A 14,477-nucleotide genomic window follows, 5' to 3' on the forward strand; every position below is an offset into this window, starting at 1 on the left:
GCGCCCCTGCCTTGCGTTGGACTTGTATTTTTTTACCCCCCGAAATTCACGTCTTTCCGAGCGCACTCGCAGCCTTTACCCGCCACTTCCAGAGCCCGCGTCTTAGAAGCATTTGCGCCGAAACCGACCAAACAATCACGCTTTTCCTACTGATGGCTACACTGCTGAGAGGCTCGCCCACGCACCGTTCGGCTGTCGCAAGGAGGCTTGATGAATGATGAACTGCAACACCTGAAAAATCTTGGCAAGACGTCGGCGCAATGGCTGCATGCCGTGGGCATCCACAGTGCATCGGACTTGCGTCGGCTGGGAGCTGTAGATGCTTATCGAGCCGTGCGCACGCGCGGTTTTCGGGCTTCCAAGGTGTTGTTGTATGCGATCGAAGGCGCACTGATGGATGTTCACTGGAACGACATTCCCGCCGAACGCAAGGAAGCTTTGAACAAACAGCTGGACGCCATTTCGTCACGCCACAAGATTTGAATGGATCATTACGTTTGCACGCAGCCTGAAAACCAATGATTGCAAGCCTTTCACCCAAGGGAACGGGTGAGGTCAAAGAAAACCAAAAATCAGCGATTGACATGGTAATGAGAATCGCTATGATTACCACAACTGGTCGCGAGACTGGTCGATATTCTGAAAAGCCCTTGGTTCGGACTCTCAGATTATCTCCTCATCAGGCTAATCACGGTTATTTGACCCGGCTCTTGCCGGGTCTTTTTTTGCCTGTGGAAAACTCGCCGGTTTACTGCCCTGCCTGCTTGCCAAACTGTTTGCGCATTTGCGCGCAGTAATCCTGAGGTGGCATGGCAGGCGTATACCAGACGTAATCGGCCATGGCCGGCGTGACCTCGGCGCCCTGCTCCGCCAGCATCAACACCATCGGCGCTTCAGGCTCACCCAAATCCTGCACATGGATTGGCACCCCGACATCCTTACGCGCGTGATAGGCGCCGGCCAATAGCAATGCAGGCGCTGGTGCAACCAGTAGTCGCCCGGCCATCCGCCGGTCACGTTGCTGCTGGACCGCCAGCATCGCGGGCATTTGCGATGCTGGCAGCAGGCCGCAATGGGAATCGTTGATCTGTGCCAGCAACTTATCCTTGACCATCGGCGCGTTGGAAAACGAACCACTCAATACCGGGGGTTTGGCATAGACATTACGGACTTCAAGCGTATCCAGATTGGCCGCCAGCAACGGATACGGTTGAGTCAGGGCAAAGCCGACGATCGGCCCATAGAGATTCCAGTCCCACCCCGGTTGCCAGGCCAGCGCATTGGGCAAGTCAGCGGGTAGCGGTGAAGAATGCTTGATGTGATCGACGCGCCCTTGTTGATCCGGCGTGAGCATTTCCAGCAGCAAACTGCCTTGCGGTCGCTGCTCACTCAGCGTCTGTAACAACCACAGTTGCACTTGATGGTGATCACGATTGTCATGCTGCTCGCCGACAATCAACCGCGAAGGCTTGGCTAACCGTGCAAGCAGCTCATGCGCCGTCAGGCTTTTACCGCTGCGCAACTCCAGGATTTCGCCGCTGACGGGTGGCGGCGGCACCGGCCCATGTTGGCAGGCACTCAATATCAGCACAGCCAGAATCACCATCACACGCATGTTCTCACCTCAATGAAATGTTCAGCGGGCGATGATCAGCGGATGCCCACGCTCCGGGTGCGGTTGTACCAGTACTTCCAGCCCGAACACGGCCTTGAGCGGCTCTGGGCGCAGCACCTGCTCCGGCGTATCCAGCGCCACGGGGCGCCCACCCTCGAGCAACAACAGACGATCACAATAACGTGCCGCCAGATTCAGATCATGCAGGATCACCAGCACCGCGGCGCCACGGTCGGCGAATTCGCGTACCGCTTGCAGAGTAGTGTGTTGATGCAACGGGTCGAGCATCGATGTCGGTTCATCGAGCAACAACGTTTGCCCCGCCTCCCCCGGCCAGAGCTGCGCCAGGACGCGTGCCAGGTGCACCCGCTGACGCTCACCGCCAGACAGCGCCAGATAACTGCGTCCACTCAGGTGCCGCGCATCGGCCGCGTGCAGCGCGGCGGCGACAATTTCGTCATCCCGCAGCCGGCCGCTTTGATAAGGCAGGCGCCCCATGCCGACCACTTCTTCGACGCGAAAGGCAAAGTCCAGGGTCGACACTTGCGGCAACACCGCCAAACGCCGGGCTCGCTGCGCCCCGGTCCAATGACTCAGTTCGCGTTCATCGAGCCAGACACTGCCGTGGTCCGCCTGCAATTCACCGCACAGGGCGCCGAGCAACGTGCTTTTGCCGGCACCGTTGGGCCCGAGCACGCCGAGGACTGTGCCCGGTTTGAGTTCAAGGGTGATGCCCGTAAGGACAATCTTTCGACCGCGCCGGATTTGCAGATTTTGCGTGCGCAACATCAGGCACGCCCTCTGAGCAGTAAATACAGAAAGAACGGAGCCCCTATGAGGGCCGTGACAATCCCGATCGGCAACTCGGCCGGCGCCAGGGCCAGCCGCGCCACGAGATCTGCGAACAACAATAAACTGCCCCCCGCCAATAGAGACGCCGGCAACAGCACCCGATGATCAGGGCCAGCCAGCAGTCGCACCAGATGCGGTACCACCAGACCGACGAAGCCGATCATCCCCGCTGCCGCGACCGCCGCACCGACGCCCAGTGCCGTGCAGAACACCAGTTCACGCTTAAGCCTTTCGACATCAATACCCAAGTGACCGGCCTCTGACTCCCCCAGTAACAATGCATTCAAGGCCTTGGCCCGTCGCGGCAGCCACAGCGCCACACCGATGCTCACCAGCAGCAATGGCCAAAGTCGTGAATAACTGGCGCCGTTAAGGCTGCCCAGGTTCCAGAACGTCAACGTGCGCAGGGTCGCGTCATCCGCCAGGTAGGTGAACAACCCGACCGCCGAACCGGCCAGTGCAGTCAATGCAATACCGGCCAGCAGCATGGTGGCGACGTTGGTCTGGCCATTGCGCCGCCCCAGTCGATAGACCAGCGCCGTTACACCCAGCCCACCGAGAAACGCGCACACCGATAACAGGTAAGGCCCGAAGGATTCAGGCAGACCGCCGAACACCGAGCCGCTGACAATCGCGATGGCTGCCCCCAAAGCCGCGCCGCTGGAGACACCCACCAATCCCGGATCGGCCAGAGGGTTACGAAACAGGCCCTGCATTGCCACCCCAGACAACGCCAAAACGCCGCCCACCGCCAGGCCCAGCAAGGTTCGTGGCAAGCGAATCTGTCCTAGGATCAGCTCGGCCTGCTCCAACCCGTCGGGCGCGATGGGTAAACCCAGCAGCCGCAACGCCGCGCATAACGTGTCGGATAACGGCAAACTCACCGGCCCCAACGCCAGCGACAACCAGATCGCCAGCAAACACAGCAGGCTCAGGCCAATGAACAACGCGCGAGGTTTAACCAGAAGGGTCATTGGCCGGTCGTACTCAGACGCATAAACAGCTTCCTTGAAAGTTTTGCCGGGCATCGAGAGAACAGGCCAAGTATCCTCGGCATCCGGCAATCGCCCTGTGGGTGAGCGGCCATTTGATAGTTGCTTGCATTTGAACGTCAAGTTCGGACCTCTCCGGTCACGAGCGGCGAGACTTGAGGATAGACATGAAGTTTCTTTGCGCTGGCGCCGAATTGGCTGATGCCAGCAGTCGCGGTTTCGACGTCGACGGTCAGAAACTCCTGGCCGTGCGCCGGGGCGGCCGGGTGTATGTGTATGAAAATCGCTGCCCGCACCGGGGCGTCGAACTGGAATGGAAGCCCGACCAGTTTCTCGACCCCAGCAACAGCCTGATCCAGTGCGCCACCCATGGCGCGCTGTTTCTGATCGAAGACGGCGAATGCGTTGCTGGCCCGTGCGCCGGGCAATCCCTGACCACCGTCCCCTGCCTCGAAGACGCGCAAGGGATCTGGCTAACCGTTTAACAGCACCTCCAGGCGCCGATCGACCACCATCTCTTCGTGGGTCAAGTGCACGCCATAGGCCAGCACTTCAACCCCACACGCCACCGCTTCGCGTAACGCCGCCGCGTAGGCCGAATCGATTTCTTCAGCAGGACGTACGGAGTCGATGCCGGTCAGGTTCACGCAATACAGCTGCACCGCACGAATTCCGTCCCGGGCCAAATGCGCCAGCTCGCGCAAATGCTTGGCCCCGCGCTGGGTCACGGCATCGGGAAATGCCGCCACCAACGAGCCATCGAAGCCCAGGGTGACACTTTTGACCTCTACATAGGCGGGCCCGCTCGGGTAATCGAGACAGAAATCGATGCGGCTGCTTTCCTGACCGTAGGCCACTTCGCGCTTCAGTTCGGTAAAGCCGTTCAGTTCGGTGATGACATTGGCCCGCAACGCCTCCTCGATCAAACCGTTGGCGCGCCCGGTGTTTACGCAAAACAATCGCCCTTGTGGGGTTTCTCCGACTTCCCAGGTGCCGGGCAATTTACGTTTGGGATCGTTGGAACGGCTGAACCAGACCTGCCCGCCTTCGACCTGGCAATTAAGCATAGAACCGGTGTTTGGACAGTGAATGGTCAGCAACTCGCCGCCAACGGTTTCGATATCAGCGAGAAAACGCTTGTAACGACGAATCAAGCGACCTTCTTCGAGAGGAGGATGAAATCGCATCAGCCTTGCCAACTGCGCAAGCCGCGAGCGATCCGTTCGACTGCTTCCTGCAGGCGTGGAAGGCTTTGGGTATAGGCAAACCGCACATGATGCCCCGCCTGATAACGCCCGAAATCCAGGCCCGGCGTGATCGCTACGTGCTCGGTTTCGAGGAAATGCCGGCAGAACGCGAAGGCATCGCCGCCGAATTTGCTGATATCGGCGTACAAATAGAATGCGCCTTCCGGCTCTACGGCGATACCGAAACCCAATTCACGCAGGGCGGGCAGCAGGAAATCACGGCGTCGGCCGAACTCGGCGCGGCGCTCCTCGAAAATCTGGATAGTGGCCGGTTCGAAGCAAGCCAATGCAGCGTGCTGGGCCATGCTCGGGGCACTGATGTAGAGGTTTTGGGCGAGTTTCTCCAGCTCTCCGACCGCCGCTTCCGGCGCAACCAGCCAACCGAGACGCCAGCCGGTCATGCCGAAATACTTGGAAAAACTATTAAGGACGAAGGCGCTGTCATCGACTTCCAGCACGCTGGCCGCCTCCGTGCCGTAAGTCAGGCCATGGTAAATCTCGTCGACCACCAAATGGCCGTGGCGGGCCTTGATCGCTGCAGAGAGCCCGGCCAACTCGTTGCGGGTCAGGATGGTCCCGGTCGGGTTGGCCGGCGATGCCACCAAGGCGCCGACACTGTCGTGATCCCAGTGACGCGCGATCAGGTCCGGAGTCAGTTGATAACGCACGTCTGGGCCGACCGGCACCAGTTGCGCCGCGCCCTCCACCAATCGCAGGAAATGCCGGTTGCACGGGTAGCCCGGGTCTGCCAGCAGCCAGTGCTTGCCCGGGTCCACCAGCAAGGCGCTGGCCAACAGCAACGCGCCTGAACCGCCGGGCGTGATGAGAATTCGTTGCGGATCGATGTTCAGCCCGTAGCGTTGCTGATAAAAGCCCGAAAGGGCTTCACGCAGCTCGGGAATGCCGCGTGCGGCGGTATAACGGGTTTTCCCCGCCGCCAGCGCGGCCTGGCCAGCCTGGATGATCGGCTCGGCGGTAGTGAAGTCCGGCTCGCCGATTTCCAGGTGAATCACGTCGTGGCCGGCTGCTTGCAACTCGTTGGCCCGTGCCAGCAGGGCCATGACGTGAAACGGTTCGATAGCGCGACTGCGCGCACTGTAGGACAGAGCCATTAGCCTTCCTTACAACGGGAAAAGAATCGATTCTACCCAAGCCCGGGAACGAGCGAGAACCTAAAGCGGTCAGAGCCCATATAACGTGGGTCTCAAACGATTCAAGCGTATGCTCCAGGTTTGACTAAAATCAATAATTGATCAGGTCTCCAGAGCCACCAGGCAAGGCTTTGCAATATTTTGCAAGCGCCACGGGCTACGGGCTCGACATCCGGGAGTAGCGCGGTCCGATTTGATCTGGTAAGTTCGCCCGCTTGCAGCCGCAGGGCCGGCAGGTGTCGGTGATGGAGCAATCCTGCGCAATGGATTACAAGAGTAGAGGCGGTCCATTTCATGCCCACCCAAGCAAAGCAACAGCAAAACCAGTCGATCAGCGGCTTCGAACCCTACAAAGAAGTGAAGGGCGAAGAGTATATGGGCAAGCCCATGCGCGCTCACTTCACCAAGATCCTGAACAAGTGGAAACAGGACTTGATGCAGGAAGTCGACCGTACTGTTGATCACATGAAAGACGAAGCGGCCAACTTCCCTGACCCGGCAGATCGTGCCAGCCAGGAAGAGGAATTCAGCCTCGAATTGCGCGCCCGCGATCGCGAGCGCAAGTTGATCAAGAAAATCGACAAAACCCTGCAATTGATCGAAGACGAAGAATACGGTTGGTGCGAATCCTGTGGCGTCGAAATCGGCGTCAAGCGACTGGAAGCCCGCCCTACCGCCGACATGTGCGTTGATTGCAAGACCCTGGCGGAAATCAAGGAAAAACAAGTCGGCAAGTAATCCTGGCCACTTGAACGAAGAACGGAGCGTGCGAACGCTCCGTTTTTTGTTTCTGACATTTGCTGATTTGTTGCGTCTTGAAATTGCCTTCGCGAGCAAGCTTCGCTCCTACAAAGGCAGCGCAATTTCCTGTAGGAGCTGAGCTTGCTCGCGAAGGCGGCTTCAAGCCATGCTCAAAACGATTAAACAGCCTGACATCGCCCTTATGACCGCCATCGCCTCCCCTGCCTACATCGGCCGCTTCGCCCCCACCCCCAGCGGGCATTTGCATTTCGGTTCGCTGGTCGCAGCACTGGCCTCCTACCTTGATGCCCGTTCGGTCGGCGGCCGCTGGTTGGTGCGCATGGAAGATCTCGATCCGCCCCGCGAAGAACCCGGCGCTCAAGCGGCGATTCTCAAGGCGCTGGAAAGCTACGGGTTCGAGTGGGATGGCGACATGGTCCGACAGAGTGACCGGCACGCGGCCTATGACGAAGTCATCAATCGCCTGTTCAATCAGGGCCTGGCCTACGCCTGTACCTGTTCACGCAAGCAATTGGAACCGTATCACGGCATCTATCCCGGATTCTGCCGCAACGCGGGGCACGGCACCGAAAACGCCGCGATCCGCCTGCGCGTGCCGGAACTGGAATACCACTTCATCGACCGGGTGCAGGGCGAGTTCCGTCAACATCTGGGGCGGGAGGTGGGTGATTTCGTGATCCGCCGCCGCGATGGGCTTTACGCCTATCAATTGGCAGTGGTGCTGGACGACGCCAGGCAAGGCATCACCGATATCGTGCGCGGCGCCGATCTGCTGGATTCCACGCCGCGCCAACTCTATCTGCAAGAACTGCTGGGCCTGCCGCAACCGCGCTACCTGCACATCCCGCTGATTACCCAGCCTGACGGCCACAAACTCGGCAAATCCTATCGATCGCCGCCGCTGACCGAAGATCAGGCCACGCCACTGTTGCTGCGCGCATTGCGCGCGCTGGGGCACAAGCCTGCGACCGAACTGAATGACGCCACGCCACGGCAAGTGCTGAACTGGGGAATTGCCCACTGGGATGCAGCGCTGATCCCGCGCACACTGACGTTGCCCGAAGCGCAATTGCAGTGATGCCGCTTGCAGTGGCGCGCCCATCCGTTACCATCGCCGCACGTTTTCGGGCACGCGCATAAAAAAGAGAGGCCGGGATGTACATCTATCGCTTGGTCCTGCTCCTGGTAGTGGGGATTTATCTGTTCTCCCCGGCCATCATGGATTGGTGGATCGACGCCACGGGCGCCTGGTATCGCCCTTATTTGCTCTGGCTGATTCTGATTGTCGTGACCTTCATCCTGCAGAGCCAAAAAGATGCTGATGAGCTTTAGCCTGACCCAGATGATCCTGATCAGCGCCGCGTACCTGGCGGTGCTGTTCGGCGTGGCCTGGATCAGCGAACGGGGCATGATCCCCCGGGCGATCATTCGCCACCCGCTGACGTACACCCTGTCGCTGGGCGTCTACGCCAGTGCCTGGGCGTTTTACGGCACGGTGGGCCTGGCTTATCAGTACGGCTATGGCTTTCTGTCCAGCTACCTCGGGGTTTCCGGGGCCTTCCTGCTGGCGCCGGTGCTTTTGTACCCGATCCTGAAAATCACCCGCACTTATCAGCTCTCATCCCTGGCTGACTTGTTTGCGTTTCGTTTCCGCAGCACCTGGGCCGGTGCACTGACCACAATTTTCATGCTGATCGGCGTGCTGCCGTTGCTGGCGTTGCAGATTCAGGCAGTGGCCGACTCCATCAGCATCCTCACCCGCGAGCCGGTGCAGCATCGCGTGGCCTTGAGCTTCTGCGCACTGATTACACTGTTCACGATTTTCTTCGGCTCACGCCACATCGCTACCCGCGAGAAACATGAAGGCCTGGTGTTCGCGATTGCCTTCGAGTCGGTGATCAAGCTGATTGCGCTTGGCGGCGTCGGTCTGTATGCGCTGTATGGCGTGTTCGACGGCCCGCAACAGCTGGAACTGTGGCTGCTGCAAAACCAGACCGCCCTCGCCGCCCTGCACACACCATTGCAGGAAGGCCCATGGCGCACGCTGCTGCTGGTGTTCTTCGCCTCGGCGATCGTGATGCCGCACATGTATCACATGACCTTTACCGAAAACCTCAACCCACGCTCGCTGGTCAGTGCGAGTTGGGGTCTGCCGCTGTTTCTGCTGTTGATGAGCCTCGCGGTGCCGCTGATCCTCTGGGCCGGGCTGAAACTGGGCGCCACGACCAATCCGGAATATTTCACCCTGGGCATTGGCATCGCCGCCAACAGCAAAGCTCTGGCGCTGTTGGCGTATGTCGGCGGATTGTCGGCGGCCAGCGGCCTGATCATCGTCACTACGTTGGCGTTGTCCGGGATGGCGCTGAACCATCTGGTGCTGCCGCTCTATCAGCCGCCCGCCGAGGGCAATATCTACCGTTGGCTGAAATGGACCCGCCGGGCGCTGATCGTCGCCATCATCATGGCCGGTTACGGTTTTTACCTGATGCTGGGCGCCGAGCAGGACCTGGCCAACCTCGGCATCGTCGCTTTCGTTGCCACGTTGCAGTTCCTGCCGGGCGTGTTGTCGGTGCTGTACTGGCCGACCGCCAACCGTCGCGGCTTCATCGCCGGCCTGCTGGCGGGCATTCTGGTGTGGCTGGTCACCATGCTGCTGCCGCTGGTCGGCAATCTGCAGGGCTTCTACATTCCACTGCTGAACATGATCTACGTACTGGACGACACCAGCTGGCACATGGCAGCAATTGCCTCGCTGGCCGCCAACGTGCTGATGTTCACCCTGATTTCGTTGTTCACCAACGCCAGCCCCGAAGAGGCCAGCGCCGCCGAAGCCTGCGCCGTGGATAACGTTCGCCGCCCGCAACGCCGCGAACTGCATGCCGCCTCGCCTCAGGAATTTGCCACGCAGCTTGCAAAACCATTGGGCGCCAAGGCTGCGCAGAAAGAAGTCGAACAGGCGCTGCGTGATCTCTATCTACCGTTCGACGAACGCCGGCCATACGCCTTGCGCCGTCTGCGGGACCGTATCGAAGCCAACCTTTCCGGCCTGATGGGACCGAGCGTGGCGCAGGATATGGTCGAAACCTTCCTGCCCTACAAGGCTGGCGGCGAAAACTACGTCACTGAAGACATCCACTTCATCGAAAGCCGCCTCGAGGACTACCACTCGCGCCTCACCGGTCTTGCCGCCGAACTCGATGCCTTGCGCCGCTACCACCGCCAGACCTTGCAGGAATTGCCGATGGGCGTCTGCTCGCTGGCCAAGGATCAGGAAATCCTCATGTGGAACAAAGCCATGGAGGAACTGACCGGGATTGCCGCGCAGCGTGTGGTCGGTTCGCGCTTGAGCACCATTGCCGATCCTTGGAAAGAGCTGCTGCAAGGTTTCATCAACCTGCCGGACGAGCATTTGCATAAACAGCACTTGGCCCTCGACGGTCAGACGCGCTGGCTGAACCTGCACAAAGCGGCGATTGATGAGCCGCTGGCGCCGGGTAACAGCGGCCTGGTGCTGCTGGTAGAAGACTTGACCGAAACCCAGATGCTCGAAGACAAACTGGTGCACTCCGAGCGCCTGGCCAGCATCGGTCGACTGGCGGCCGGCGTGGCCCATGAAATCGGCAACCCGATCACCGGCATTGCCTGTCTTGCGCAGAATTTGCGTGAAGAACGCGAGGACGACACCGAACTCACGGAAATCAGCGGGCAGATCCTCGAGCAGACCAAACGCGTGTCCCGCATTGTTCAGTCGCTGATGAGCTTCGCCCACGCCGGCAGTTACCAGCACAGTGACGAGCCCGTCTGTCTGGCGGAAGTGGCCCAGGATGCCATCGGCCTGCTGGCCTTGAACCGGCGCAATTTCGAAGTACAGTTCTACAACCTGTGCGACCCCGACCACTGGGTAGAAGGTGACCCGCAGCGGCTTGCCCAGGTATTGATCAATCTGCTCTCAAACGCCCGCGACGCCTCGCCTCCGGGCAGCGCAGTGCGCGTTAAAAGCGAAGCCGGCGAACACACGGTCGATCTGATCGTCGAAGACGAAGGCAGTGGTATCCCCTCGAACATCATGGACCGACTATTCGAACCTTTCTTCACCACCAAGGACCCTGGCGAAGGCACCGGTCTGGGCCTTGCACTGGTCTATTCCATCGTTGAAGAGCATTATGGACAAATCACCATCGACAGCCCGGCTGATGTTCAAAGCCAACGCGGCACCCGTATCCGGGTAACTTTGCCGCGTCATGTCGAAGCGACGTCCGCTGTGAACTGAGACCGTCGAGAGTATCGAATCAATGCCGCACATTTTGATCGTCGAAGACGAAACAATTATCCGCTCCGCCTTGCGCCGTCTGCTGGAACGTAACCAGTACCAGGTCAGCGAAGCCGGATCCGTGCAGGAAGCACAAGAGCGTTTCAGCATCCCCACGTTTGACTTGATCGTCAGCGACCTGCGTCTGCCGGGCGCACCCGGTACCGAGTTGATCAAACTTGGCCAAGGCACCCCGGTGCTGATCATGACCAGTTACGCCAGCCTGCGTTCGGCCGTCGATTCCATGAAAATGGGCGCGGTGGATTACATCGCCAAGCCTTTCGATCACGACGAAATGCTCCAGGCGGTCGCGCGAATCCTGCGAGACCGGCAATCGGCGCAACAAGCCAGCGGTGAACCGGTCGTCGGCAAAACGAGCAATGGCGCCGCAAAAAACGGTGTCGACAACAGCAACGGCGAAATCGGCATTATCGGCTCGTGTCCGCCGATGCAGGACCTGTACAGCAAGATCCGCAAAGTCGCGCCAACCGATTCCAATGTCCTGATCCAGGGCGAATCCGGTACCGGTAAAGAACTGGTAGCACGTGCCCTGCACAACCTGTCCAAACGTGCCAAGGCGCCGATGATTTCGGTGAACTGCGCGGCCATTCCGGAAAGCCTGATCGAGTCCGAACTGTTCGGCCACGAAAAAGGCGCGTTTACCGGCGCCAGTGCCGGGCGTGCCGGGTTGGTGGAAGCAGCGGACGGCGGCACCTTGTTCCTCGATGAAATCGGCGAATTGCCGCTGGAAGCCCAGGCACGTCTGCTGCGCGTGTTGCAGGAAGGGGAAATCCGCCGGGTCGGTTCGGTGCAGTCGCAGAAGGTCGACGTACGCCTGATTGCTGCGACACACCGGGACCTCAAGAGCCTGGCGAAGATTGGCCAGTTCCGTGAAGACCTGTATTACCGCCTTCACGTAATCGCCCTGAAACTGCCGGCCTTGCGTGAGCGCGGCGCGGACGTCAATGAAATCGCCACTGCATTCCTCGCGCGACAGAGCGCTCGGATTGGCCGTACCGATTTGAGATTTGCTGCTGATGCCGAACAGGCCATTCGACATTACTCATGGCCGGGCAATGTTCGTGAGCTGGAAAACGCGGTCGAACGTGCAGTGATTCTGTGCGAAAGCCCGGAGATTTCCGCAGAGCTGTTGGGCATCGATATCGAATTGAGCGATCTGGAAGACGATGATTTCATCGGTCTGGCGCCCCAGCAGGGCAATGGCGCCGGTAACACCAGCCATGAACCGACTGAAGATTTGTCCCTGGAAGACTACTTCCAGCATTTCGTCCTCGAGCATCAGGACCACATGACCGAAACCGAACTGGCCCGCAAACTCGGGGTCAGTCGCAAATGCCTGTGGGAACGCCGTCAGCGCCTGGGCATTCCGCGGCGCAAGACCGGCGTGGCCAGCGAGAGCTGAACCGCACCTGTCGCATGTGCGGGTAACACATGACATTGTGAAAAAACTGTTACCTCAGCTTTTTCACGTAACAGAAGCCGGGGCTTACGGTAACGAAGCCCCGGCTTTTTTTGGCCCCCAATCATCTCATCAGCCCGCCTAACCCCTTGTTTTACTGGGTTTCACAAAAGTTGGCACGCACCCTGCTATATGTTCAGTACAAGAACAATAACAAGCAATGAACAAGACAATAAAAATAAGACGTATCGACTCACGCACAATAAAAACAAGACGGCGAGAGGCGTAGCTAACTGATTCTTTTGGAGAGGCGTTGCATTTGGGGCTTGCCCCACGACCAGGCCGAGAACAATAAAAACTGTCCCGAGACAGTGCCTGAACTGGTTGGATCGAACGATCACAGCAACACAGCGACCAAAGCAATCCGTTTGCTCTTGGCTCCCGATTGGGAGGGTCATGAAGGAAAACTTCATGGCGAGGGCGCTCAACAAAAACAAGAAGCCCGAAACCAATAATAAAAATAGAGCATGCAACTACTTCTTGGGGAGCTTCGGCTCCCCTTGTGGTTTCTGCGATTTGAAAAACCTCCCCTCCTGTAGCTTGCGGCTTGCGACTTGCAGCTCAAATCTGCTGTGTCCTACACCATCCCCTGACTAAATGCTAGAATCCCCGCCCATCATGCGGTCATTCTTCGTTATGGCCGAACATTCCTTCAAACAGTGCATCCCATGCTGAAGAAGTTGTTCCAGTCATTCCGTTCTCCCAAGCGTCACACGCAACACATTCGCAGTACGCCTGAAGTGCTCAACAGCGGCCAACATTCGTTGCAAAAGGCACAATTCAGCCGTTACGCGGTGAATATCGTCGAACGCCTGCAGAACGCCGGTTACCAGGCTTACCTGGTCGGCGGCTGTGTGCGTGACATGCTGCTCGGCATCACGCCGAAAGATTTCGACGTCGCCACCAGCGCCACGCCTGAACAGGTACGCGCTGAATTCCGCAACGCGCGGATCATCGGTCGGCGTTTCAAACTGGTGCATATCCACTTTGGCCGCGAAATCATTGAAGTCGCGACCTTTCGCGCCAATCACCCGCAAAACGACGAAGACGAAGACAGCAACCAATCGTCTCGCAATGAAAGCGGGCGCATTTTGCGCGACAACGTCTACGGCACCCTGGAAGAAGACGCGCAACGCCGCGACTTCACCATCAACGCCTTATATTACGATCCAGTCAGCGAGCGCATTCTCGATTACGCCAACGGCGTACACGACATCCGCAATCACCTGATCCGCCTGATCGGCGATCCGAAGCAACGTTACCAGGAAGACCCGGTGCGGATGCTGCGGGCCGTGCGGTTCGCCGCCAAGCTTAATTTCGGCATCGAAAAACACAGCGCCACGCCCATTCGCGAACTGGCGCCGTTGTTGCGTGAAATCCCCTCGGCTCGTCTGTTCGAAGAAGTGCTCAAGCTGTTCCTGTCCGGCTATGCCGCGGACACCTTCGAAATGCTGGTCGACCTGCAGCTGTTCGATCCGCTGTTCCCGGCGAGTGCGGCGGCGTTGGAATACAGCCCGACCTACACCCACACGCTGATCAGTGAAGCGCTGATCAACACAGACCTGCGAATCAAACAGAACAAACCGGTCACCCCGGCGTTCCTGTTTGCCGCCCTGCTCTGGCCTGCCCTGCCGGCCCGTGTGTTGCGTCTGCAGGAACGCGGCATGCCGCCGATTCCGGCGATGCAGGAAGCCGCTCACGAATTGATCGCCGAGCAGTGCCAGCGCATCGCCATTCCGAAACGCTTCACTATGCCGATCCGCGAGATCTGGGACATGCAGGAGCGCTTGCCACGGCGCAGCGGCAAACGCGCCGATCTGTTACTGGACAATCCGCGGTTCCGTGCCGGTTACGACTTCCTGCTGCTGCGTGAAAGCGCCGGTGAGCAGACCGATGGCCTGGGCGAATGGTGGACCGACTATCAGGATGCCAATGACAGCGAACGCCGGGACATGATCCGCGACTTGAGTGGCAAGGAAGACGGTACCGGCGCTCCCCGCAAACGTCGCCGCAGCGGCGGTGCCAAGCGCAAGCGCGCTGCCGGCGCACCGAGCGTTACAGGCGAATAA

13 protein-coding genes are annotated in these 14,477 nt (G+C 59.2%); 8 read left to right on the top strand and 5 right to left on the bottom strand.

Features of this window, described 5'->3' with window-relative positions; genetic code table 11:
• Positions 1 to 210: 210 nt before the first annotated feature.
• Positions 211 to 483, top strand: a complete 273-nt coding sequence (locus FHW68_RS20220; protein ID WP_007902045.1) for a TfoX/Sxy family protein — start codon at positions 211 to 213, stop codon at positions 481 to 483.
• Between the two features lie 265 nt (positions 484 to 748).
• Here the strand turns inward: FHW68_RS20220 and FHW68_RS20225 are convergent, their stop codons facing one another.
• Genes FHW68_RS20225 through FHW68_RS20235 form a run of 3 tightly spaced genes read right to left on the bottom strand, consistent with a single transcriptional unit; the run spans position 749 to position 3,387 of the window.
• Positions 749 to 1,615 (bottom strand): ChaN family lipoprotein, encoded by an 867-nt coding sequence (locus FHW68_RS20225; protein ID WP_183682652.1) that lies wholly within the window; start codon positions 1,613 to 1,615, stop codon positions 749 to 751.
• 21 nt (positions 1,616 to 1,636) lie between these two features.
• Positions 1,637 to 2,404 carry a heme ABC transporter ATP-binding protein gene (locus FHW68_RS20230; RefSeq protein WP_095630641.1) on the bottom strand — a complete coding sequence of 256 codons (768 nt, stop codon included), beginning with the start codon at positions 2,402 to 2,404 and terminating at the stop codon, positions 1,637 to 1,639.
• Positions 2,404 to 3,387, bottom strand: a complete 984-nt coding sequence (locus FHW68_RS20235; protein ID WP_183682968.1) for an iron ABC transporter permease — start codon at positions 3,385 to 3,387, stop codon at positions 2,404 to 2,406. The genes FHW68_RS20230 and FHW68_RS20235 overlap by 1 nt, the downstream gene beginning before the upstream one ends.
• Before the next feature lie 239 nt (positions 3,388 to 3,626).
• Here FHW68_RS20235 and FHW68_RS20240 point away from each other — a divergent pair, with 239 nt between their 5' ends.
• On the top strand, positions 3,627 to 3,944 hold the full coding sequence (locus FHW68_RS20240; protein ID WP_183682655.1) for a Rieske (2Fe-2S) protein: 318 nt from the start codon (positions 3,627 to 3,629) through the stop codon (positions 3,942 to 3,944).
• Here FHW68_RS20240 and sfsA read toward each other — a convergent pair.
• Complete coding sequence (sfsA, locus tag FHW68_RS20245; protein ID WP_183682658.1) at positions 3,933 to 4,646, bottom strand: DNA/RNA nuclease SfsA; 714 nt, start codon at positions 4,644 to 4,646, stop codon at positions 3,933 to 3,935. The two genes, FHW68_RS20240 and sfsA, sit on opposite strands and share 12 nt — an antisense overlap.
• Entirely contained in the window at positions 4,646 to 5,818 is a 1,173-nt protein-coding gene (locus FHW68_RS20250; RefSeq protein WP_095630637.1) for a pyridoxal phosphate-dependent aminotransferase, read from the bottom strand. Before FHW68_RS20250 ends, sfsA begins: the two co-directional genes overlap by 1 nt.
• Before the next feature lie 333 nt (positions 5,819 to 6,151).
• Here FHW68_RS20250 and dksA point away from each other — a divergent pair, with 333 nt between their 5' ends.
• From dksA to FHW68_RS20280, 6 genes are all read left to right on the top strand, one after another.
• Positions 6,152 to 6,595, top strand: a complete 444-nt coding sequence (gene dksA, locus FHW68_RS20255) for an RNA polymerase-binding protein DksA (RefSeq protein WP_030130357.1) — start codon at positions 6,152 to 6,154, stop codon at positions 6,593 to 6,595.
• Between the two features lie 205 nt (positions 6,596 to 6,800).
• Positions 6,801 to 7,697, top strand: a complete 897-nt coding sequence (gluQRS, locus tag FHW68_RS20260; RefSeq protein ID WP_183682971.1) for a tRNA glutamyl-Q(34) synthetase GluQRS — start codon at positions 6,801 to 6,803, stop codon at positions 7,695 to 7,697.
• A 77-nt stretch (positions 7,698 to 7,774) separates the two neighbouring features.
• Positions 7,775 to 7,951, top strand: coding sequence for a hypothetical protein (locus FHW68_RS20265; protein WP_003176118.1), 177 nt, complete (start codon positions 7,775 to 7,777; stop codon positions 7,949 to 7,951).
• A complete protein-coding gene (locus tag FHW68_RS20270) occupies positions 7,935 to 10,889 on the top strand; it encodes a sensor histidine kinase (RefSeq protein WP_168185049.1) in 2,955 nt (984 codons plus the stop codon). Before FHW68_RS20265 ends, FHW68_RS20270 begins: the two co-directional genes overlap by 17 nt.
• Positions 10,890 to 10,911: 22 nt before the next feature.
• On the top strand, positions 10,912 to 12,351 hold the full coding sequence (locus tag FHW68_RS20275; RefSeq protein ID WP_095630636.1) for a sigma-54 dependent transcriptional regulator: 1,440 nt from the start codon (positions 10,912 to 10,914) through the stop codon (positions 12,349 to 12,351).
• Between the two features lie 725 nt (positions 12,352 to 13,076).
• Entirely contained in the window at positions 13,077 to 14,477 is a 1,401-nt protein-coding gene (locus tag FHW68_RS20280) for a polynucleotide adenylyltransferase PcnB (protein WP_095630634.1), read from the top strand.

The organism is Pseudomonas sp. Tn43, assembly GCF_014192635.1.
Taxonomy (GTDB): Bacteria; Pseudomonadota; Gammaproteobacteria; order Pseudomonadales; family Pseudomonadaceae; genus Aquipseudomonas.

Excerpts from the sequence above, each read along its gene's own strand:
- FHW68_RS20220 (WP_007902045.1), top strand. The coding sequence starts at position 211 with ATGAATGATGAACTGCAACACCTGAAAAATCTTGGCAAGACGTCGGCG.
- FHW68_RS20225 (WP_183682652.1), bottom strand. The coding sequence starts at position 1,615 with ATGCGTGTGATGGTGATTCTGGCTGTGCTGATATTGAGTGCCTGCCAA.
- FHW68_RS20230 (WP_095630641.1), bottom strand. The coding sequence starts at position 2,404 with ATGTTGCGCACGCAAAATCTGCAAATCCGGCGCGGTCGAAAGATTGTC.
- FHW68_RS20240 (WP_183682655.1), top strand. The coding sequence starts at position 3,627 with ATGAAGTTTCTTTGCGCTGGCGCCGAATTGGCTGATGCCAGCAGTCGC.
- sfsA (WP_183682658.1), bottom strand. The coding sequence starts at position 4,646 with ATGCGATTTCATCCTCCTCTCGAAGAAGGTCGCTTGATTCGTCGTTAC.
- FHW68_RS20250 (WP_095630637.1), bottom strand. The coding sequence starts at position 5,818 with ATGGCTCTGTCCTACAGTGCGCGCAGTCGCGCTATCGAACCGTTTCAC.
- dksA (WP_030130357.1), top strand. The coding sequence starts at position 6,152 with ATGCCCACCCAAGCAAAGCAACAGCAAAACCAGTCGATCAGCGGCTTC.
- gluQRS (WP_183682971.1), top strand. The coding sequence starts at position 6,801 with ATGACCGCCATCGCCTCCCCTGCCTACATCGGCCGCTTCGCCCCCACC.
- FHW68_RS20265 (WP_003176118.1), top strand. The coding sequence starts at position 7,775 with ATGTACATCTATCGCTTGGTCCTGCTCCTGGTAGTGGGGATTTATCTG.
- FHW68_RS20270 (WP_168185049.1), top strand. The coding sequence starts at position 7,935 with ATGCTGATGAGCTTTAGCCTGACCCAGATGATCCTGATCAGCGCCGCG.
- FHW68_RS20275 (WP_095630636.1), top strand. The coding sequence starts at position 10,912 with ATGCCGCACATTTTGATCGTCGAAGACGAAACAATTATCCGCTCCGCC.
- FHW68_RS20280 (WP_095630634.1), top strand. The coding sequence starts at position 13,077 with ATGCTGAAGAAGTTGTTCCAGTCATTCCGTTCTCCCAAGCGTCACACG.